The organism is Pseudomonas sp. EYE_354 (assembly GCF_023148575.1).
Taxonomy (GTDB): Bacteria; Pseudomonadota; Gammaproteobacteria; order Pseudomonadales; family Pseudomonadaceae; genus Aquipseudomonas.
Map to the genome: position 1 here is coordinate 48,094 of NZ_JAHXNQ010000005.1, position 21,610 is coordinate 69,703.

The 21,610-nt window shown below is 57.1% G+C and carries 21 protein-coding genes; 4 read left to right on the forward strand and 17 right to left on the reverse strand.

The features are described from left to right. Positions 1-18: 18 nt before the first annotated feature. The 6 genes from secG to rlmE all read right to left on the reverse strand — a co-directional run bounded on the left by secG (position 19) and on the right by rlmE (position 6,203). The gene (gene secG, locus KZX66_RS08395) at positions 19-402 is read right to left on the reverse strand and encodes a preprotein translocase subunit SecG (RefSeq protein WP_248078257.1); all 384 of its coding nucleotides are present in this window, start codon (positions 400-402) and stop codon (positions 19-21) included. Positions 403-406: 4 nt separating this feature from the next. After that, a complete protein-coding gene (gene tpiA / locus KZX66_RS08400; protein ID WP_248078259.1) occupies positions 407-1,162 on the reverse strand; it encodes a triose-phosphate isomerase in 756 nt (251 codons plus the stop codon). 66 nt (positions 1,163-1,228) lie between these two features. Further along, on the reverse strand, positions 1,229-2,566 hold the full coding sequence (gene glmM / locus KZX66_RS08405) for a phosphoglucosamine mutase (protein WP_248078262.1): 1,338 nt from the start codon (positions 2,564-2,566) through the stop codon (positions 1,229-1,231). Between the two features lie 16 nt (positions 2,567-2,582). Beyond that, positions 2,583-3,434 carry a dihydropteroate synthase gene (gene folP, locus KZX66_RS08410; RefSeq protein WP_248078266.1) on the reverse strand — a complete coding sequence of 284 codons (852 nt, stop codon included), beginning with the start codon at positions 3,432-3,434 and terminating at the stop codon, positions 2,583-2,585. A gap of 8 nt (positions 3,435-3,442) precedes the next feature. Then, positions 3,443-5,353 carry an ATP-dependent zinc metalloprotease FtsH gene (gene ftsH / locus KZX66_RS08415; RefSeq protein ID WP_248078269.1) on the reverse strand — a complete coding sequence of 637 codons (1,911 nt, stop codon included), beginning with the start codon at positions 5,351-5,353 and terminating at the stop codon, positions 3,443-3,445. A gap of 199 nt (positions 5,354-5,552) precedes the next feature. Further along, positions 5,553-6,203 (reverse strand): 23S rRNA (uridine(2552)-2'-O)-methyltransferase RlmE, encoded by a 651-nt coding sequence (gene rlmE, locus KZX66_RS08420; RefSeq protein ID WP_003235041.1) that lies wholly within the window; start codon positions 6,201-6,203, stop codon positions 5,553-5,555. Positions 6,204-6,308: 105 nt separating this feature from the next. Here rlmE and KZX66_RS08425 point away from each other — a divergent pair, with 105 nt between their 5' ends. Beyond that, a complete protein-coding gene (locus KZX66_RS08425; RefSeq protein WP_017139256.1) occupies positions 6,309-6,617 on the forward strand; it encodes a YhbY family RNA-binding protein in 309 nt (102 codons plus the stop codon). A gap of 8 nt (positions 6,618-6,625) precedes the next feature. Here the strand turns inward: KZX66_RS08425 and KZX66_RS08430 are convergent, their stop codons facing one another. From KZX66_RS08430 to grpE, 8 genes are all read right to left on the reverse strand, one after another. Further along, complete coding sequence (locus tag KZX66_RS08430) at positions 6,626-7,030, reverse strand: MFS transporter (RefSeq protein WP_248078274.1); 405 nt, start codon at positions 7,028-7,030, stop codon at positions 6,626-6,628. Positions 7,031-7,058: 28 nt separating this feature from the next. Next, positions 7,059-7,535, reverse strand: coding sequence for a transcription elongation factor GreA (greA, locus tag KZX66_RS08435; RefSeq protein WP_122719987.1), 477 nt, complete (start codon positions 7,533-7,535; stop codon positions 7,059-7,061). Next, positions 7,532-10,753: a carbamoyl-phosphate synthase large subunit gene (gene carB, locus KZX66_RS08440; RefSeq protein ID WP_248078276.1), complete on the reverse strand. Its 3,222-nt coding sequence runs from the start codon at positions 10,751-10,753 to the stop codon at positions 7,532-7,534. Before carB ends, greA begins: the two co-directional genes overlap by 4 nt. Positions 10,754-10,858: 105 nt before the next feature. Further along, positions 10,859-11,995, reverse strand: coding sequence for a glutamine-hydrolyzing carbamoyl-phosphate synthase small subunit (carA, locus tag KZX66_RS08445; protein WP_248078278.1), 1,137 nt, complete (start codon positions 11,993-11,995; stop codon positions 10,859-10,861). Between the two features lie 259 nt (positions 11,996-12,254). Further along, positions 12,255-13,061, reverse strand: coding sequence for a 4-hydroxy-tetrahydrodipicolinate reductase (dapB, locus tag KZX66_RS08450; protein WP_248078279.1), 807 nt, complete (start codon positions 13,059-13,061; stop codon positions 12,255-12,257). A gap of 10 nt (positions 13,062-13,071) precedes the next feature. Continuing rightward, positions 13,072-14,196 carry a molecular chaperone DnaJ gene (gene dnaJ / locus KZX66_RS08455; RefSeq protein ID WP_248078280.1) on the reverse strand — a complete coding sequence of 375 codons (1,125 nt, stop codon included), beginning with the start codon at positions 14,194-14,196 and terminating at the stop codon, positions 13,072-13,074. Between the two features lie 318 nt (positions 14,197-14,514). Further along, positions 14,515-16,431, reverse strand: coding sequence for a molecular chaperone DnaK (dnaK, locus tag KZX66_RS08460; protein ID WP_248078281.1), 1,917 nt, complete (start codon positions 16,429-16,431; stop codon positions 14,515-14,517). Positions 16,432-16,533: 102 nt separating this feature from the next. Further along, positions 16,534-17,094, reverse strand: a complete 561-nt coding sequence (gene grpE, locus KZX66_RS08465; protein WP_248078282.1) for a nucleotide exchange factor GrpE — start codon at positions 17,092-17,094, stop codon at positions 16,534-16,536. Positions 17,095-17,347: 253 nt separating this feature from the next. Between grpE and recN the strand changes: the two genes are divergently transcribed. After that, a complete protein-coding gene (gene recN / locus KZX66_RS08470; protein ID WP_248078283.1) occupies positions 17,348-19,021 on the forward strand; it encodes a DNA repair protein RecN in 1,674 nt (557 codons plus the stop codon). An 83-nt stretch (positions 19,022-19,104) separates the two neighbouring features. On the opposite strand, the gene fur is transcribed toward recN, so the two are convergent. Beyond that, entirely contained in the window at positions 19,105-19,509 is a 405-nt protein-coding gene (fur, locus tag KZX66_RS08475) for a ferric iron uptake transcriptional regulator (RefSeq protein WP_083360362.1), read from the reverse strand. A 98-nt stretch (positions 19,510-19,607) separates the two neighbouring features. Here fur and KZX66_RS08480 point away from each other — a divergent pair, with 98 nt between their 5' ends. After that, the gene (locus KZX66_RS08480) at positions 19,608-20,135 is read left to right on the forward strand and encodes an outer membrane protein assembly factor BamE (protein ID WP_016976810.1); all 528 of its coding nucleotides are present in this window, start codon (positions 19,608-19,610) and stop codon (positions 20,133-20,135) included. Positions 20,136-20,198: 63 nt separating this feature from the next. Here the strand turns inward: KZX66_RS08480 and KZX66_RS08485 are convergent, their stop codons facing one another. Together KZX66_RS08485 and KZX66_RS08490 are read right to left on the reverse strand one after the other, a co-directional pair. Further along, entirely contained in the window at positions 20,199-20,501 is a 303-nt protein-coding gene (locus KZX66_RS08485; RefSeq protein ID WP_248078284.1) for an RnfH family protein, read from the reverse strand. Beyond that, entirely contained in the window at positions 20,494-20,928 is a 435-nt protein-coding gene (locus KZX66_RS08490) for a type II toxin-antitoxin system RatA family toxin (RefSeq protein WP_010206630.1), read from the reverse strand. The genes KZX66_RS08485 and KZX66_RS08490 overlap by 8 nt, the downstream gene beginning before the upstream one ends. 168 nt (positions 20,929-21,096) lie before the next feature. Here KZX66_RS08490 and smpB point away from each other — a divergent pair, with 168 nt between their 5' ends. After that, on the forward strand, positions 21,097-21,579 hold the full coding sequence (gene smpB, locus KZX66_RS08495; protein WP_003235073.1) for an SsrA-binding protein SmpB: 483 nt from the start codon (positions 21,097-21,099) through the stop codon (positions 21,577-21,579). Positions 21,580-21,610 lie beyond the last annotated feature (31 nt).

A 21,610-nucleotide genomic window follows, 5' to 3' on the forward strand; every position in this document is an offset into this window, starting at 1 on the left:
CAGCGTTTAAAACCCTTCTTACTTCTGCTCTTGAGCTGGAGGTACGTCAGTCGCTGGAGTAGCCGACTTTTGCTCTTGAAGCACCGGGACATCATCAGAAGCCGGCTTTGCTTTTGGCACTTCCAACACTGCTGGGTTTGGCAAACCTACTTGAGTCAGCGCATGAGCTTTCTCTTTAGCAAAGTAACCTAACCCCAAGCTGGTTATGAAGAAACCGGCGGCAAGTATAGCAGTAAACTTACTAAGAAAGGTAGAGGAACCTTGGCTTCCGAACACAGTATTTGAAGCACCTGCACCGAAAGACGCACCAGCATCCGCACCTTTACCCTGTTGCAACAAAACCAGGGCAACTACGCCCAAGGCAGCCAACAGATGAAAAACGACTACGACTGTTTCCAGCATTTTTTCAGTTTCCCGCGGCGCGACAAATCGCACCGAACTCATCTGCATTCAGGGAAGCTCCACCAATGAGCCCCCCATCGATATCCGGCATGCCGAACAGTTCGACCGCATTGGCCGCCTTCACGCTGCCGCCGTATAGAAGCCGCACACCTTGTGCGACCTCAGAATTCTCTGCCGCCAACTGCGCCCGGATGGCTGCGTGCACATCCTGCGCCTGTTGCGGTGTAGCAGTCAGCCCGGTACCAATGGCCCAGACCGGCTCGTAAGCAATTACTGCCTTTGCAAACGCACCAACACCCAGCTCCTCGATGATGCTGCCCAGCTGACGCGAGACAACTTCAAGAGTTTTGCCAGACTCACGCTGCTCAAGGGTCTCCCCTATGCACAACACCGGAGTCAAACCACAAGCCTGCGCTGCCGCGAACTTGCGATTGAGTGTCCCATCACGCTCGCCCATCATCTGACGACGCTCGGAGTGCCCGACAAGCACATAGGAACAACCCGCATCAACCAACTGACTGGGAGCAATCTCACCGGTCAGCGCACCTTGCATGGCTTCCACCGCAGAATTCTGCGCGCCGACCTGGATCGACTTACCTTTCAAGCCATCAACCACTTGGGTGATATGCAAGCAAGGCGGGAAAACCGCGATATCAACACCGCCAGGCAAGGCCAGGTGACGAAGGCCATTGATCAGCTCAGCGACACTGGCGCGGGTACCGTGCATCTTCCAGTTACCAGCTACCATAGTGCGACGCATGCTGTACCTCGTCGGTCAAAGTGGGCGCAGATGTTACCCAACCACATCATCACTGGCAAGCCGAATTCAGGCGCAAACTTCAGTTACTAGTTTTGCCAGGTCTTCGGCGTGGCCGCGAACCTGCATTTCGTCGTCCCCTTCGACCATAACGCGCACCAGAGGCTCTGTGCCGGACTTGCGCAGCAATACGCGTCCACGCCCCGCCATTGCCAGGGTTACACGCTCGCACGCCTCTTTGATAGCTGGGTGCTCAATAGGGTTCTCTGCGCCGGAGAAGCGCACGTTAAGCAAGACTTGCGGGCATTTGCGCAGCGCCTGACGCGCCTGGGCCAAACTCTCCTCACGACGGCGCAACGCAAGCAGCACCTGCAACGCAGCAATGATCGCATCCCCCGTGGTGGTGTGCTGGAAGCACACAACATGCCCCGAGTTCTCACCACCTATCTGCCAGTTACGCTCAAGCAGCTCGGCAATGACATAACGGTCACCGACATTGGCACGGACAAACGGAATGCCCAGATCCGCCAGCGCCAACTCAAGCCCCAGATTGCTCATCAATGTACCGACGACACCGCCCTGCAGCTTGTTACGCTCGTGCAGGTCGCGAGCAATGATAAACAACAGGTCATCACCATCCACCACCGCACCCGTGTGATCCACCATCAATACACGGTCACCATCTCCATCAAACGCAATGCCCAGGTCGGCATGCTCAGCGAGGACAGCTGCCTGCAATTGCTCCATATGAGTGGAACCGCAGTTGTCGTTAATGTTCAGCCCATTAGGCTGAGCCGAAAGAACCGTCACGTCCGCACCCAACTCCTTGAAGACGCTCGGAGCAACCTTGTAGGTCGCGCCATGGGCGCAGTCGACAACGATCTTCAGGCCGGCGAAATTAGTGCTGGTGGGTACGCTGCTTTTGCAAAATTCGATATAGCGGCCGGACGCGTCATTAATCCGCGATACCTTGCCCAGCTTGCTGGACTCAACCACCGTCATCGGCGCATCCAACAGCTCTTCAATCATCAGCTCGATTTCGTCCGGGAGCTTGGTGCCCTGACCCGAGAAGAATTTGATGCCATTGTCATCATGGGGGTTGTGCGAAGCACTGATCACGATACCGGCTTCAGCGTGGAAGGTACGCGTCAGATAAGCGATCGCAGGCGTAGGCATTGGCCCCAGCAACATCACATCCGCACCCGCAGCGGACAGCCCGGCCTCAAGTGCGGACTCAAACATGTACCCAGAGATTCGGGTGTCCTTGCCCACCAGGATGCGGCAAGCGCCCATACTGCGGAACGCCATGCCTGCCGCCCACCCCAGTTTGAGCATGAAATCTGGAGTAATCGGAAATTCGCCGACCCGACCACGAATACCGTCGGTACCAAAGTATTTTTTAGTCATAAGTGCTCCATCATTCTTATTCGGCTGATTCTACTGCGGCAAGCATACGCACCACATCCACGGTCTCGGCAACATCATGCACACGCAAGATACGCGCTCCCTTGGTGACCGCAAGCGCGGCCAGCGCAAGACCGCCGTAAAGCCGCTCACCCACCGGACGATTCAATGCCAGACCTATCATGCTCTTGCGCGAAACGCCGACCAAGAGAGGCCGACCGAGGGCATGCAATGCCTCCATATGCTTGAACAGGCTTAAATTGTGCTGCAAGGTCTTGGCGAAACCAAACCCGGGATCGAGGATGATCTTCTCGGACGCGATGCCGACGCCAGCACATTGCGCGACTCGCTCTGAAAGAAAGCCACTCACTTCACCCACGAGATCATCGTAATGCGGATTGTCCTGCATATTGCCGGGCTCTCCCAGCATATGCATCAAACACACCGGCAAACCGGTTGCCGCCGCAGCATCAAGCGCGCCATCGCGGCGAAGGGAGCGCACATCATTGATCAGCCCCGCCCCTAGACGCGCTGTTTCGCGCATGACGGCTGGTGTGGATGTATCCACCGAAATGATCACATCCAGCTCACGCGCGATACGCTCGACGATAGGCGCGACACGCTCAAGCTCCTCCAAAGGAGAAACCACGCGAGCCCCAGGCCGAGTGGACTCGCCACCGACGTCAATCAACGTCGCGCCGGCCACAACCATGGCTTCGGCATGACGCAATGCTGCATCAAGCTGACTGAAGCGGCCGCCATCGGAAAAAGAGTCAGGGGTGACGTTAAGAATGCCCATGACATGCGTATGGGCCAAATCAAGAACCCGATTGCCGCAAGGCAACCGGGTGGAGGACAACGCAGAAGTCATTTCAAACCTTAGTGGTCAGCAGCCGGGCCGCCGATCGGGGTTTCAGGGCGCTCGTTATGAACGACTGGCGGGGTGCCAGATGTGCCCGAACCGCCTTCCCAATCGCGAGGCTCACGAGGTTCGCGGCCCGCCATGATGTCGTCAATCTGATCGGCATCAATGGTCTCGTACTTCATCAGCGCATCAGCCATCGCATCCAGCTTGTCGCGATTATCGGTGAGGATCTGCTTGGCCGTGCCGTAGCACTGGTCAATGATGCTACGTACCTCAGAGTCGATCAACTTGGCCGTCTCACCGGAGAAGCTGGCGCTTTGACCGCCACCACCACGCCCCAGGAACACTTCGCCTTCTTCCTCGGCATACATCAGCGGACCGAGCTTTTCCGACAAGCCCCACTTGGTCACCATATTCCGTGCAATCTGACTGGCACGCATGATGTCGTTGGAGGCACCCGTGGTCACTCCATCGAAGCCCAAGGTCATCTCTTCAGCGATCCGGCCGCCATACAGCGAGCAGATCTGACTGATGAGGGCACGCTTGGAAAGACTGTAACGGTCTTCTTCAGGCAGGAACATCGTGACACCCAACGCCCGACCACGAGGAATAATCGACACTTTGTAGACCGGGTCGTGCTCGGGGACAACGCGACCAACAATGGCATGGCCCGCTTCGTGATAAGCCGTGTTCTGCTTCTCTTTTTCAGACATGACCATGGATTTGCGCTCAGCGCCCATCATGATCTTGTCTTTGGCCAGCTCGAATTCTTTCATTTCAACGATGCGCTTGCCGGTACGGGCCGCAAACAACGACGCCTCGTTCACCAGGTTGGCCAAATCGGCACCGGAGAACCCTGGCGTACCGCGGGCAATCACCGCCGGGGCCACGTCGTCTCCCATTGGCACTTTACGCATGTGCACTTTGAGGATCTGCTCACGACCACGAATGTCCGGCAAACCAACCACAACCTGACGGTCGAAACGGCCTGGACGCAACAGTGCAGGATCCAACACGTCTGGACGGTTGGTCGCTGCGATCACGATGATGCCATCGTTCATCTCGAAACCGTCCATCTCCACCAGCAACTGGTTGAGGGTCTGCTCACGCTCATCATGACCACCGCCCATGCCAGCACCACGATGGCGGCCAACGGCGTCGATTTCATCGATAAAGATAATGCAGGGAGCGTGCTTTTTGGCCTGTTCGAACATGTCGCGAACACGGCTGGCGCCTACGCCGACGAACATTTCGACGAAGTCGGAACCGGAAATGGTGAAGAAAGGTACCTTGGCTTCGCCAGCAATCGCCTTGGCCAGCAGGGTTTTACCCGTACCTGGAGGGCCAACCATCAGAACACCACGAGGAATCCGGCCACCCAGACGCTGGAACTTGCCTGGATCGCGCAGGAACTCAACCAGCTCCCCGACTTCTTCCTTGGCTTCGTCGCAACCGGCAACATCAGCCAGGGTCGTCTTCACCTGATCTTCCGAGAGCAGGCGTGCCTTGCTCTTGCCGAAGCTCATCGGACCGCCCTTGCCTCCCGCCCCACCTTGCATCTGGCGCATGAAGAACATGAACACGGCGATAATCACCAGGATCGGGAAGCTGGCAACCAGCAACTGAGTCCAGATGCTCTGCTGCTCAGGCTGCTTACCCTCGATGACCACATGGTTGTCCACCAGGTCGCCGATCAGGCCATTGTCGGGAATATTCGGGCGGATGGTCTTGAAACCATCGCCATCGCTGCGCTTGCCGGTGATGACAGCACCATCGACCGTCACGCGCTCAACCTTGCCATCCTTAACTTGTTGGATAAAGTCGGAATAGTTGAGGGTCTGCGGCTCGTTAGGGCTGGAGAAGTTGTTCATCACCGTCACCAGGACAGCCGCGATGATCAACCACAGGATCAGATTCTTTGCCATATCGTTCAATTAACTACCCTCTGAAGCAAGCTCCGCTACTGGCGCGCGCTTCGCATGATATTCACCGGCCTAACTTACTACATTCCTACAACTCTGGCAGGCGCCGTCTGTAACCCTTTGTGAAACTTTGACTACACAATATTCGTAAAGCTTCATGACGAAAGCGATATAAAAAAACCTATCGCCTTCCTCGAATTCCTCAAAACCGCTCTTCGCTCGCCGCACCTTCAACGCCGCGGAAGCCCCGACACAGCAGGTATTGCTCGCGCGACCTGTCGCGCGAAGAGTCCGGCTTGCGTGTCTGTACCTTGTCGAACAGCTTGCGGATGTTCTTGTGATACTCGTCAAAACCTTCCCCTTGGAAGACCTTGACCAGAAAATCACCACCCGGACGCAATACACGGCCCGCCAGATCCAGCGCCAACTCACAAAGGAACATGGCTCGCGGCATATCAACAGCCGGTAATCCACTCATATTGGGGGCCATGTCGGAAATCACAAGGTCTACCTGCGAATTTCCCACGGCCTCCAGGATCTCGGCCAATACGGAGTCCTGAGTGAAATCGCCGTGCACAAAGGTCACATCGGGGATGCTGTCCATCTCAAGGATGTCGGATGCGATCAACCGACCTTGCCCACCAATCAGACGACTGGTCACCTGGGACCAGCCACCGGGGGCCGCGCCAAGATCAATAACGCTCATGCCAGGGCGAATCAACTTGTCCTTGTCCTGGATCTCCAGCAGCTTGTAGCTGGCCCGGGAACGGTACCCATCCTTTTGCGCCTTTTTGACGTAAGGGTCGTTGAAATGCTCTTGCAGCCACTTAAGGCTAGTTTTGGAACGGGCCACGGGCCACCTCGAAAATAAAACGGGTCGTGATTAACTGGGCGGTCCCGGACTCGCTCGGGTAAACTGGCCGCCGCTTTTTACAAGATCAGACGCAGGGGTCAGATTATGCCGCTCACTCAAGAGCAGAAGAAACAGTACAAATCCATTGGCCACCATCTGAAACCAGTTCTGATTGTGGCAGACAACGGTTTGACTGAAGGTGTGTTAGCCGAACTTGAACGCGCACTGGGCGATCACGAACTGATCAAGATCAAGGTCAACATCCTTGACCGCGAAGCGCGTTTGGCCGCCATCGCAGAACTGTGCAAGGTCGGCAAAGCGGACCTGGTTCAGGTCATCGGCAAGATGGCGCTGCTGTATCGCAAGAACTTCAGCGTCAACAAGCAACTGTCGAACGTACATCGCTTCAAGTAATACAAGGGTTACGGGCGTGCTTCGCGCGCCCCGCCACTCCATCCAGGCGCCGGCTGTATAACCAGCACCAGGCCGGAAAACCCCAGAACAAGATAGCTGAATAACTGCCAGCGCAACGCTTCCGGCAGCCAGACATGCACCACGCAAAACATTGCGCATGCATACAGCGCCATCAACAGCAGTTGGCCGCGAATATCCCGCCACAAACTCCCCAAGCCCTCAGCCTTGACCAGCACCAATGCCTGGATCGTCACGCACGCCGCCGCAAACCCCACCAGCAACGCACTCAGTAATCCATCAATCTCATCGATCAGTAACGGCGCCAGGCCAATCAGGCCGAGCGCCGGCAGAACACCAATATGCAGCAACCACAAGCCACCCACCCACAGCATCTGGGAGAGCTGCCAAAGCATGGCGCCCGCACGAAGCGGGCGCCGCCTTTCAGACGTGGCGAACTTCAACAATCTCGTACTCAATCACGCCGCCGGGGGTTTTCACCGCCACCACATCACCCTCTTCCTTGGCAATCAAGGCGCGAGCGAGCGGTGAGCCGACAGAGATCTTGCCGAGTTTGAAGTCAGCCTCGTCTTCACCAACGATGTGGTAGACCACGCTTTCGTCAGTTTCAACGTTGGCGATCTCCACAGTCGTACCGAAAATCACTTTGCCGGTCTTCGCAATGGTCGTCACATCGATCACCACCGAATTCTGCAGGCGGCCTTCGATATCACGGATCCGCGCTTCGACCATGCCCTGCTGCTCACGAGCAGCGTGGTATTCGGCGTTTTCCTTGAGGTCACCCAGCTCGCGGGCCGTACCGATGTCCTGGCTAAGCTTTGGACGTACGACCTTGGTCAGATGGGCGTGCTCCTCTTCCAGGGCTTTAAAGCCCTGGACGGTCATTGGGTATTTGGTCATGCCTTCAATCCTGCGTGTAGATCCTGCAAGCGACGCACGGTCTTTTCCGGACCGAACTTGAGCGCTTCACAGATAGCTTCGCCTGCAGCAATGGTGGTGGTGCAGTAGATCTTGTGCTGCAAGGCATTACGACGAATGGAATAGGAGTCCGCGATCGACTGGCGACCTTCAGTGGTGTTGATGATCAAGGTGACTTCGTCATTCTTGATCATATCGACCACGTGCGGACGGCCTTCCGTCACCTTGTTCACGCGACGCACTTTCAGACCAGCCGCTTCGATCAGCTTGGCAGTTCCGGCAGTGGCCACGATTTCGAAGCCCAAGTTGATCAGATCACGGGCAACGCCTGCAACCAGCGGCTTGTCATCATCACGCACGCTGATGAACGCAGTACCACCGGTCGGCAACACTTCACTGGCACCCATCTGGGCCTTGGCGAACGCCTCACCGAAGGTATCGCCCACGCCCATCACTTCACCGGTGGACTTCATCTCTGGGCCCAGGATCGGGTCCACACCAGGGAATTTGGCGAATGGGAACACCGCCTCTTTCACACTGTAGAAGTTAGGGATGATTTCTTTGGTGAAGCCGATTTCCTTCAGGGTCTTACCGGCCATCACGCGCGCGGCGATCATAGCCAGGGACACGCCGATGCACTTGGAAACGAATGGCACGGTACGCGACGCACGCGGGTTGACTTCAATGACGTAGATGTCTTCGCCTTGCAGCGCCAACTGGACGTTCATCAGGCCGACAACGCCCAGCTCCAGGGCCATTTTCTTGACCTGTTCGCGCATCTCGTCCTGGATGTGCAGTGGCAGCGAGTACGGCGGCAGCGAGCACGCTGAGTCACCGGAGTGAACACCTGCCTGTTCGATGTGCTGCATGATCGCGCCAATCACCACATCGGTACCGTCGCAAACAGCGTCAACGTCCATTTCGATCGCGCAGTTGAGGAAGTGGTCCAGCAGCACCGGGCTGTCGTTGGACACTTTCACCGCATCACGCAGGTAACGTTTGAGTTCTTCTTCTTCGTAGACGATTTCCATCGCCCGCCCGCCCAGCACGTAGGACGGGCGCACCACCAGCGGGTAGCCAATTTTGCTGGCTGCGCGGATGGCTTCGTCTTCGCTGCGCACAGTAGCATTTGGCGGCTGGCGCAGGTTCAGGCGCTCAACCATTTGCTGGAAACGCTCGCGGTCTTCTGCACGGTCGATGGCATCCGGGCTGGTGCCAATGATCGGCACGCCGGCCGCTTCGAGGGCCCGCGCCAGTTTCAGCGGCGTTTGGCCTCCGTACTGTACGATCACGCCTTTTGGCTTCTCGACACGCACGATTTCCAGCACGTCTTCCAGGGTCACAGGTTCGAAGTACAAGCGATCGGAGGTGTCGTAGTCGGTCGAAACAGTTTCCGGGTTGCAGTTGACCATGATGGTCTCGTACCCGTCTTCGCGCAGAGCGAGCGCGGCGTGTACGCAGCAATAGTCGAACTCGATACCCTGGCCGATACGGTTTGGACCGCCGCCCAGAATCATGATCTTGTCGCGACCCGACGGTGCGGCCTCGCACTCCTCCTCGTAGGTGGAATACAGGTAGGCGGTGTCGGTGGAGAACTCAGCCGCGCAGGTATCAACACGCTTATAGACCGGGAAGATGTCCAGCTTGTGACGGTGCGTGCGCAGGTTCTTCTCGGTTACACCCAACAGCTTGGCCAGGCGCTGATCGGAGAAACCTTTGCGCTTGAGGCGGAACATCATGTCACGGTCGATGCTGGCCAGACCCAGGGTCTTGACCTTCTCTTCTTCCTTGATCAGGTCTTCGATCTGCACGAGGAACCAAGGATCGATCATGTTCATGCCGAAGATGTCTTCGACGGTCATGCCGGCGCGGAAGGCATCAGCGACGTACCAGATACGTTCGGCACCCGGCACAGTCAGCTCGCGCTTGAGGATGCTCATACTTTCCGGGTTGCTCAGGTCGAGCTTCTCGTCCAGACCACACACACCGACTTCCAGGCCGCGCAGGGCTTTCTGCAGGGATTCCTGGAAGGTACGGCCGATGGCCATCACTTCACCCACCGACTTCATCTGGGTGGTCAGGCGCGCGTCAGCCTTGGCGAATTTCTCGAAGGCGAAGCGTGGCAGCTTGGTCACTACGTAGTCGATGGACGGCTCGAAGGACGCCGGAGTCTTGCCGCCGGTGATGTCGTTCGACAGTTCGTCCAACGTGTAACCCACGGCCAGCTTGGCCGCGACCTTGGCGATCGGGAAGCCGGTGGCTTTCGAAGCCAGGGCCGACGAACGCGACACACGCGGGTTCATCTCGATAACGACCATGCGGCCGGTGTCCGGGCAGATGCCGAACTGTACGTTGGAGCCACCGGTCTCCACGCCGATCTCGCGCAATACCGCCAGGGAGGCGTTACGCAGGATCTGGTATTCCTTGTCGGTCAGGGTCTGTGCTGGCGCCACGGTGATCGAGTCACCAGTGTGCACGCCCATCGGGTCAAAGTTTTCGATGGAGCAGACAATGATGCAGTTGTCCTTTTTGTCGCGGACAACTTCCATTTCATATTCTTTCCAGCCGATCAGGGATTCGTCGATCAGCAGCTCTTTGGTCGGCGACAGATCCAGACCACGGGCGCAGATTTCCTCGAACTCTTCACGGTTGTACGCGATACCGCCGCCGGTGCCGCCCATGGTGAAGGACGGGCGGATGATGCATGGGAAACCCAAGGTCTCGAGGACCGCGTTGGCTTCTTCCATGCTGTGGGCGATGCCGGAACGCGGGCACGCCAGGCCGATGGACTTCATGGCCTTGTCGAAACGCGAACGGTCTTCAGCCTTGTCGATGGTGTCGGCGTTTGCGCCGATCATCTCTACACCGAATTTCTCCAGAACGCCTTCGCGCTCCAGGTCCAGAGCGCAGTTCAGCGCGGTCTGGCCGCCCATGGTCGGCAACAGCGCGTCCGGACGCTCTTTTTCGATGATCTTGGCAACGGTCTGCCATTTGATCGGCTCGATGTAGGTCGCGTCGGCCATGGCCGGGTCGGTCATGATGGTGGCCGGGTTGGAGTTCACCAGGATGACGCGGTAACCCTCTTCACGCAGTGCCTTACAGGCCTGTGCGCCGGAGTAGTCGAATTCGCAGGCCTGGCCGATAACGATCGGGCCAGCGCCGAGAATCAGGATGCTTTTTATGTCTGTACGTTTTGGCATGGGTTTGTCACTCAAATCCGCAGGTCAGTCGGCAAGCCGTCTTGAACAATCTTTGAAGAGCCTGCGGGGGCCTCCGAACTTCGGGGCCGCCCGCAAGCCGCTCAGTCAGCGTCGCTTGGCCATCTCATTGATGAAACGGTCGAACAGCGGCGCTACGTCGTTCGGGCCCGGGCTGGCTTCAGGGTGGCCCTGGAAGCTGAACGCGCTCTTGTCGGTACGTTCGATGCCTTGCAGGGAACCGTCGAACAGCGACTTGTGAATAGCGCGGACATTGCTCGGCAAAGTCGCTTCATCCACCGCAAAACCGTGGTTTTGGCTGGTGATCATTACGACGCCAGTGTCCAGATCCTGCACCGGGTGGTTAGCACCGTGGTGGCCGTGCCCCATTTTCAGGGTCTTGGCGCCGGAGGCCAGGGCCAGCAGTTGGTGACCGAGGCAGATACCGAATACCGGGATCTCGGTCTCCAGCACGTCCTTGATGGCCTGAATGGCGTAGTCGCAAGGTTCAGGGTCGCCCGGGCCGTTGGACAGGAAGACACCGTCCGGCTGCAGGGCCAACACATCGCTGGCCGGGGTTTGTGCAGGCACCACGGTAACGCGGCAACCGCGCTCGACCAGCATGCGCAGGATGTTGTACTTCACGCCGTAGTCATAAGCGACTACGTGATAGGGCAGGTCCGCGGACTCGATAGTCGCGTGACTGTCAGTCTTCAAGTCCCAGACGGTGGAGCGCCACTCGTACTGTTCCTTGGTGCTGACGACTTTCGCCAGGTCCATGCCTTTCAGGCCAGGGAAGCCTTGCGCTGCGGCGATCGCCGCTTCTTCGGAGATAGCGTCACCGACCATGATGCAGCCGTTCTGCGAGCCTTTTTCACGCAGGATGCGTGTGAGGCGGCGCGTATCGATACCGGCGATCGCCACAACGTTGTTGGCTTTCAGGTAATCCGACAGCGACATCGTGTTACGCCAGTTGCTCGCAACCAGCGGCAGATCGCGAATGACCAGGCCGGCGGACCACACGCGGTCAGACTCGACATCTTCCGGCGTTGTCCCGGTGTTGCCGATGTGCGGATAGGTGAGGGTAACGATCTGTTGGGCGTAGGAAGGATCGGTAAGGATTTCCTGATAGCCGGTCATGGCGGTGTTAAACACCACCTCTCCAACGGTTTGACCGTCGGCTCCAATGGCTTCGCCGCGAAAAATGCTGCCATCAGCAAGGGCGAGTATGGCTGGCTTAGTCAAGAAGACCTCCCGTAAATAAAGCCTGAAAGGGCGATCGCAGGTTGTAAAAAAGCGGAGTGACGTATGGACACGTCACCCCGCTTCTTCACTGAATTATTCTGCGCGCTTTTAGTGGACACACTAAAGCTGTAGCTTACAGAAAAAGGCTTTTTGGGTCCACCGCTAATGAGCCCTAAAGGCAGGAGAATGCGACAGTACGTCGCTTAGCGGTTAAAAAAGGGGCCTCAGGATAATCCTGAGGCCCCTTTTTAGCTACTGATTAGTGCAAATCCAGCACATCGCGCATGTCATAAAGACCAGGCTCGCGACCGTCCAGCCAGAGCGCAGCACGCACAGCGCCTTTGGCGAAGGTCATCCGGCTGGAGGCTTTGTGCGTGATTTCCAGTCGCTCGCCCTCGGCGGCAAACAACACGGTATGGTCACCGACCACGTCACCACCGCGAACGGTTGCAAAACCGATGGTGTCGCGCGCACGGGCACCGGTATGGCCTTCGCGGCCGTATACCGCCACCTTTGACAGGTCACGACCCAGCGCATCAGCAATCGCCTCACCCATGCGCAGCGCCGTACCCGACGGCGCATCGATCTTGTGACGATGATGGGTCTCGATGATCTCAATATCAGCCTCATCCCCCAGCACACGAGCAGCCATATCCAGCAACTTGAGCGACAGGTTCACACCAACACTGAAGTTCGCAGCAAAGACGATAGGAATATCCTTGCCCGCCTCCACCAGCAGTTGCTTCTGCTCAGCCGTCAAACCCGTAGTCCCGATGACCATGGCCTTGCGGGCCTTACGACAGAATGCGAGGTTTTTCAGCATCACTTCCGGCAGGGTGAAGTCGATCAGCACATCGAATTCGTCAGCCACCTGTTCAAGATTGCCGGACAACGACACGCCGATACGCCCCAGCGAAGCCAACTCACCGGCATCCGCACCGATCAACGTACTGCCCGGACGAACGATCGCCGCCGTCAGCCCAGAGGCCGGCGAGCGCTGCTGCACCGCCTCGACGAGCGTTTTACCCATGCGCCCGGCAGCGCCCATTACGGCTATACGTCGCATACTCAATTCCTTACAGGTCGCCGAAGAAGCGCTTCACGCCTTCGAAGAAGCCAGTGGTTTTCGGTGAATGGGTGTCATCACCCTCCAACGAACTGCGGAACTCTTCAAGCAGCTCGCGCTGACGGCGATTGAGGTTGACCGGCGTTTCCACCGCCACACGGCACATCAAGTCACCCGCACCGCCACCCCGCACCGGCGCAACCCCTTTGCCACGGATACGGAACTGTTTGCCGGTCTGCGTGCCCTCAGGGATCTTGAGCTTCACACGACCATCAAGGGTCGGAATCTCCAACTCACCCCCCAAGGCTGCATCGACAAAGCTGATCGGCACTTCGCAGAACAGGTGCTTGCCGTCGCGCTGGAAAATCGAGTGCTCGCGCACATTGATTACCACGTACAGATCGCCCGTTGGACCACCTTGAGTACCCGCCTCTCCTTCACCAGACAGACGGATTCGATCACCGGTGTCGACACCGGCCGGCACTTTAACCGACAGCGTCTTGTACTCTTCGACACGACCTTCGCCGTGGCAGGCATCACACGGATCAGAAATGATCTTGCCCTGCCCATGGCAACGCGGACAGGTCTGCTGCACCGAGAAGAAGCCCTGCTGCATACGGACTTGGCCGATACCGCCGCAGGTAGGACAAGTAATGGGCGAGGAACCTTTCTTGGCACCCGAACCGTCACACGGCTTGCAGTTGACCAGCGTCGGTACACGGATATTGACGCTGGTGCCGCGCACGGCTTCTTCCAGGTTCAATTCCAAGGTGTAGCGCAGGTCGCTGCCACGCTGGGCGCCACCACGCTGACCACCTCGACCACCACCGAAGAAGTCACTGAACACATCGCCGAAAATATCGGAGAAATTCTGACCACCAAAGCCGGCACCGCCGCCGCCCATGCTCGGATCGACGCCGGCATGACCGTACTGATCGTAGGCCGCACGCTTATTGGGATCAGACAGACATTCGTAGGCCTCATTGGCCTCTTTGAACATTTCTTCGGATTCTTTGCTATCCGGATTACGGTCCGGGTGGTGCTTCATCGCCAGGCGACGGTAAGCCTTCTTCAGGTCCGCCTCACTGGAACCACGCTCCACACCCAACACTTCGTAATAGTCACGCTTTGCCATAAGTCTTTGCACTCTTAAGGACGTTCAGCCAGACCCTCCTGAGCCTTGCCAAACTCGTTGAGCCCCAATACAGGCCCGGACCCAACTCACGTCAATTCAACGATCCTGGTCATTACTGCTTTTTAGCCAGGGACCCGGCCAAAAACGCGGCGTTTATTGTTCGGGAAGCAGGAGCATCCCCGATCACACCGCCAACACGCGAACGCTGTCGCATGCTGTAAAAATTCGCGTACCCCAGACACGCCAACGCGGGAGCAAGCTCCCGCGCGGCGACATCCTACCAGTCACCGCTTGTCAGCGGTCAACCGGGCGAACAGATTACTTCTGCTCTTTGACTTCTTCGAACTCAGCATCGACAACGTCGTCATGCTTGGCTTCAGGCTCTGCTTGTTGCGCAGCGCCATCAGCCGGCTGGCCTTGTTCGGCGTACATTTTTTGAGCAACCGGAGCGGAGACTTTCGACAACTCCTCAACCTTGGCTTCGATGGCAGCCTTGTCGTCGCCTTTAACAGCGGCTTCCAGGGCAACCACGGCAGCTTCGATCGCGGTCTTCTCTTCAGCGGTTACTTTGTCGCCTGCATCAGCGACCATTTTGCGCGTCGAGTGAACCAGAGCATCACCCTGGTTACGGGCACCGGCCAGCTCTTCGAACTTCTTGTCAGCTTCGGCATTGGTTTCAGCATCACGGATCATCTGTTGAATTTCTTCATCAGAAAGACCGGAGTTGGCCTTGATGGTGATCTTCTGCTCTTTGCCCGTTGCCTTGTCTTTCGCGCCGACGTGCAGGATGCCGTTGGCGTCGATGTCGAAGGTCACTTCGATTTGTGGCACACCACGTGGTGCTGGTGGAATCTCGGCCAGGTCGAACTTGCCCAGAGACTTGTTCTGAGCGGCTTGCTTACGCTCACCTTGCAGCACGTGAATAGTCACCGCGCCCTGATTGTCATCGGCAGTCGAGAACACTTGCGATTTCTTGGTAGGAATCGTGGTGTTTTTCTCGATCAGCGCAGTCATCACGCCACCCATGGTTTCGATACCCAAGGTCAGTGGGCTCACGTCCAGCAGCAGCACGTCTTTCACGTCGCCGGCCAGAACGGCGCCCTGGATGGCAGCACCCATGGCAACCGCTTCATCCGGGTTCACGTCTTTACGCGCTTCTTTACCGAAGAACTCAGTTACTTTCTGCTGCACCAGCGGCATACGAGTCTGGCCACCGACCAGAATCACGTCGTTGATGGAGCCAACGTCGATACCCGCGTCTTTCAACGCAATGCGGCAAGGTTCGATGGTGCGCTGAACCAAGTCTTCAACCAGTGCTTCCAACTTGGCGCGAGAAATCTTCACGTTCAAGTGCTTAGGACCGGTGGCATCCGCAGTGATGTACGGAAGGTTAACGTCGGTCGACATGCTCGAGGACAGTTCGATCTTGGCTTTCTCGGCAGCTTCCTTCAGACGCTGCATCGCCAGCGGATCACCCTTGAGGTTCATGCCGCTTTCTTTCTTGAACTCGTCAACGAGGTAGTCGATCAGACGGATGTCAAAGTCCTCACCACCCAGGAAGGTGTCACCGTTGGTAGCCAACACTTCAAACTGGTGCTCGCCGTCGACTTCTGCGATCTCGATCACGGATACGTCGAAGGTACCGCCACCCAGGTCATAAACGATGACAGTGTGGTCGCCTTTGGCCTTGTCCATACCGTAAGCCAGTGCGGCTGCGGTCGGTTCGTTGATGATACGTTTTACATCCAGACCAGCGATGCGGCCCGCGTCTTTAGTCGCCTGACGCTGACTGTCGTTGAAGTAGGCAGGAACGGTGATCACCGCCTCGGTCACTGCTTCGCCCAAATAGTCTTCGGCAGTTTTCTTCATCTTTTTCAAGACTTCAGCCGAGATCTGTGGCGCAGACATTTTGTTGCCATTCACTTCGACCCAGGCGTCACCGTTGTCAGCCTTGGCGATTTTGTACGGCACCATCTTGATGTCTTTCTGTACGACTTCTTCGTCGAACTTACGACCGATCAGACGCTTTACCGCGTACAGGGTGTTATGCGGGTTGGTCACAGCCTGGCGCTTCGCCGACTGACCAACGAGGATCTCGCCATCGTTGGCATAAGCGATGATCGACGGCGTAGTACGCGCGCCTTCAGCGTTTTCGATAACTTTAGCTTTGCCGTTTTCCATGACCGAGACGCACGAGTTGGTGGTCCCCAGGTCGATACCGATAATTTTGCCCATGATTTACTCTCCCGAAACTTGAATTTGGTTGCCGCAGCAGTTGTGGCTAACTGCGGTAGCACTTAAACGCTTGACTTATAAATGGGGGCCTTGCGACGTATTTCAAGCCTGCTCATCAATAGAAGGCGAAACCGGCGCCGGCGCCTTGCTGACAACAACCATCGCCGGGCGCAGCAAGCGACCATTGAGCAGATAACCTTTCTGGAAAACCTTCAACACGCTGTTGGGCTCAAGGTCATGACTTTCCTGCATGGCCATTGCCTGATGATGCTCAGCGTTAAACGGCTCGCCGCCTTGCGGGTCGATGGCTTCCAGCTGATAACGCTTCAGGGTGTCCTGGAACATTTTCAGGGTCAGCTCGATCCCTTCGCGCATCGGACGGATATTTTCGTCGTCCGGGTTGGATAACTCAAGGCCACGCTCCAGGCTGTCGATGATCGGCAGCAAGTCACTGGCGAACTTTTCCAATGCGAACTTGTGAGCTTTTTCTACATCCTGCTCGGCACGGCGGCGGACGTTCTGCAGATCAGCGGCAACACGCAAAGACTGATCCTGCGCAGCGACCAACTGCTCTTCGAGCACTTGCACACGAGTTGCCAGTTCATCACCGACGGCCGAATTGGCGTCTGGAGTTTGCGTATCCTGCGTCTGTTCGTCAGCCATAGTTCTCTCCTTTCAAAATCATGCGCGATCTCAACTCACGCTTCTGTTCCGGTATATGGGGCCACAATTTCCAGGTTCAAGGGCGGGGGCGTTACCAAAAGACTTTCCTGTGCCCTGAGTCAATTCCTCCACTTAAATTCTTTCTGGCACTAAGAAAAAGCACTAATCAAGCAAATCGAGCTAAGAACCCGGATTGTCAGCCCAAGACAAAACACTGTATAAATAACCAGACCTAACACCTGGGAGCGCCGTCATGCTCGTTCACCTGTCTGTACATAACTACGCCATCGTTGAACATCTGGATCTCGAGCTGGATCGCGGGATGAGCGTAATCACAGGCGAAACGGGCGCCGGCAAGTCGATCATGCTTGACGCCCTGGGCCTGACCCTGGGCGACCGCGCCGACAGTGGCGTAGTGCGCCCCGGCGCCGACAAGGCCGACATCCTGGCCACGTTCGACCTGTCAGACATTCCCGAAGCCGAAACCTGGCTGACCGAACGCGACCTGAATAATGAAGGCCCCTGCATTCTGCGACGGGTCATCACGGCCGAAGGGCGCTCCCGCGGCTATATCAATGGGACACCCTGCCCCCTGGGTGACCTGAAAGCCCTGGGTGAGTTGCTGATCGATATCCATAGCCAGCACGAACATCAATCCCTGCTCAAAACCGATACCCATCGCCGCCTGCTCGACGAATACGCAGGCGCCACTGACCTTGCCCGCCAAGTTCAATTGGCCGCGCAACGCTGGCGCCAGACACGCCAGGAGCTGGACCGCCTCTCCAACTCGGGCGATGAGCAACGTGCACGGCACCAACTCCTCAGCTACCAGCTTGAAGAACTGGAAAGCCTGAACCTTGGCGAAACGGAGCTGGAACAGCTTGAGCAGGAACACAAAAACCTCACCAATGCCGAAACGTTGCTGGGAATCTGTCGACAAGTCGTGGAGCAATGCAGCGAAAGCGATTCCGGCAATGTGCTCAATGCTCTTACGGCCAGTCTCAACCGCTTATCCAGCGTTAACAGCGCCTCAGGCTCGCTGAGCGAAGCGACTACTTTGCTGACCAGTGCGCAAATCCAAGTCGAAGAGGCCGTGGGCGAGCTGAATCGCTTTCTCGATCACTTCGACGCTGACCCGGCGCGCCTGCAGGAAATTGAAGAACGCCTGGACACCATCTATACGCTGGCGCGCAAACATCGCATCCAACCCACAGAAGTGGCAGCGATGCAGCAAAAGCTGCTGGATGAAATCGAAACCCTGAACGCCAATGACGAATCCATTGAGCGACTGGGAGAAGAGCTCGCCTCGTTCGCCCGTCATTATCAAGAGAAAGCACGCGAACTGAGCAACCTTCGCCAGCAAGCCGCCACAAGCCTTGCCGGCGCCGTTGAGCAGGAAATTCAACGCCTGGGCATGCCGGGCGGACGATTTACCATTGAGCTACGCGCCAATACCAACACTGAATTGCAGCCCCATGGCCTGGAACAGGTGGAACTGCTGGTCAGCGCCAACCCAGGGCAACCTCTCAAGGCGCTGGCAAAAGTTGCTTCTGGCGGTGAGCTCTCGCGAATCAGCCTGGCGATTCAGGTGATTACCGCACAGACCTCACGTGTACCGACGCTGGTGTTCGACGAGGTGGATGTGGGTATCGGTGGCCCGACTGCGGAAATTGTTGGCCAACTGCTGCGCCGCCTTGGAGATCGAGGCCAGGTGCTTACGGTTACCCACTTGCCGCAAGTGGCAGCACAAGGGCACCAGCACTTGTTTGTGCATAAGGTCAGAGGCAGTGATGCAACGCATACAGCCGTGTCCAAGCTGAACAAGTCCGAACGCGTAGAGGAAGTGGCGCGGATGCTAGGAGGAATCGATTTGACGAAAGAGTCTTTGGCGCACGCAAAAAAAATGGTCGTTGCGACCAAGGCCTGAAGACTTTTTCGCCTCATATATAAAGCACGAAGGCGACCCTAGGGTCGCCTTCGATCGTTTCGCAAAGCAATTTTGCGTCGTTTTTACTTTTTCTTACGGATGTACAGCACCAGATTATGGTCCACCAAATCGAACCCATGCTCCTCAGCAATCTGATGCTGGAGCTTCTCGATTTCCGGACTGGTGAACTCGATTACCTCGTTGGTATCCAGGTCAACCATGTGGTCATGATGACCACCGTCAGCCAATTCGAATACTGCATGACCGCCGTCGAAATTATGACGAACCACCAGCCCTGCGGCTTCAAACTGGGTCAGTACACGGTAAACCGTGGCCAGACCGACGTCTTCGTTAGACTCCATCAGCGCCTTGTAAACGTCTTCGGCACTCATGTGACGTTGCTCAGCAGAATCGAGCATTTGTAGAATCTTGACTCGTGGCAGAGTCACTTTAAGACCGGCTTTGCGTAGTTCGCTATTTTCAACCATGGTTAGCTTTCTCGCGGATGCTGCTTCGCAGCTTCTCTTAATACGGGTATGATCGGCGTTTACGTTGTCCCAGCCAAGATAGTGGAAGTCGCCCACCGATGCAAAACACCAAGCTCTTGCTAACCAGTTTCACCTTTGTGGGACTGCTCGCACTCGCCGGTTGTTCATTCCCCGGGGTTTACAAAATCGACATCCAGCAGGGCAATGTCGTCACGCAGGACATGATAGACCAGTTACGCCCGGGAATGACCCGACGGCAAGTACGGTTTATTATGGGCAACCCCCTGCTGACCGACACTTTTCACGCCGATCGCTGGGATTATCTCTACAGCCTGCAGCCTGGTGGCGGTGAACGCCAGCAGGAACGCGTCAGCGTCATTTTCAATGGCAATGACCAGCTCGTCAGCCTGTCCGGCGACTTCATGCCTGGCGTGAGCCGCGATGAAGCCCTGCTCGGCAAAGATAACGGCACTAACGTGACTGCGCCCGCGCAGGAAGGCGAGAAGCCGAAGTCCGAAGTCCCGGCCAAGCCCGGCTCCTTGCTCGACAAGATCCAGAAAGACGTCGACGGGGTGGAAACCGTTCCAGTCCCGACGCCACAGCCTCTGGACACCAGCCCGCAGTAACTTCGCGGCGCTCACAAAAAAGCCCGGCATGCCGGGCTTTTTGTTGCCTGTGGTTTGGCGACTCTACAGACCTCGCTGTTTAGCCAGTGCCGCCTTGGCTGCACGCAACCTGCGCACTTCCTTCGGATCGGCCAGCAGAGGACGGTAGATCTCGATACGGTCACCCGCTTGCACAGCGCGCACCTCAGGATCTGCGACCACCTTGCCGAATATCCCCAAAGGGCAATCAGCCAGATCCAGTTCAGGAAACCGCTCACCAATGCCTGACGTACGCACCGCCGCCCGCACACTGGTGCCCGCCGCCACCGCCACCACCAGCAAGACCTGATGATCGACAGCGGCATACACAACCTCAATCTCAACCATGCAGTTGCTTGGCCCGCTGGCAGAACGCATCCACCAGGGTATTGGCCGCCTGATTGAACAACGGACCCAGCGTCGCGCGCACAATCGGCCCCGCGTAATCGAACGATAGGTCCAGGCTGATTTTGCACGCCTTGTCAGTCAGCGCCTTGAACACCCAGACGCCGTGCAACTGGGTAAACGGCCCCTCCTGCAAGTTCATCTCAATAGACTTGCCAGGCACCAACACATTGCGTGTCACAAAATGCTGGCTGAGCCCGCCCTTGGCCACCCCCACACTGGCGACCATGTGCTCATCACTGTTTTCCAGCACTTCGGCGGTGGAGCACCAAGGCAGGAATTCCGGGTAACGCGCCACGTCGTTGACCAGGTCATAAAGCGCCTGCGCCGGATAAGGCAGCAGGGCCGAACGTTGAATATGCGTCGTCATGTGTGCGTCATTTCCACAGCTGAGCAGCAAACATCGCGAAAGAACAGCCCGATTCGCGAGAGAAAAAAACCAAAGAACTGCCCGCATTGTCCGGGATTCGTCCAACACGCTCAAGCACGCAGGTTGACCGTAGCCGACACGCTCGCAACTCCCTATAATGCCGCCCCTATGGCTAAACAAAAGAAACACCCTACAGGGACCATCGCGCAAAATAAAAAGGCGCGACACGATTACTTCATCGAACATCGTTTCGAGGCTGGTCTGGTCCTGGCCGGCTGGGAAGTAAAAAGTCTGCGCGCCAGCAAGCTGCAACTGGTCGACAGCTACGTATTGCTCAAGGACGGTGAGGCATGGCTGCTCGGCAGTCATATCACGCCACTGACCACCGCGAGCACCCACGTGATTGCCGACCCGGTGCGTACACGCAAGCTGTTGCTCAATGCCCGCGAACTGGAAAAGCTCGCCGCCGCCGTACAGCAGAAGGGCTATGCCTGCATCTGCCTGTCCTGGTATTGGAGCAAGCACCTGGTCAAGTGTGAGATCGCACTGGGCAAGGGCAAAAAGGAATACGACAAGCGCGATACCGAGCGCGAGCGTGATTCCAATCGTGAGCTGCATCGCGCCGTGCGCAACAAGGGCAAGGAAGACTAATCCTTGTAACGATGTGGCCTTGGGAATCCCC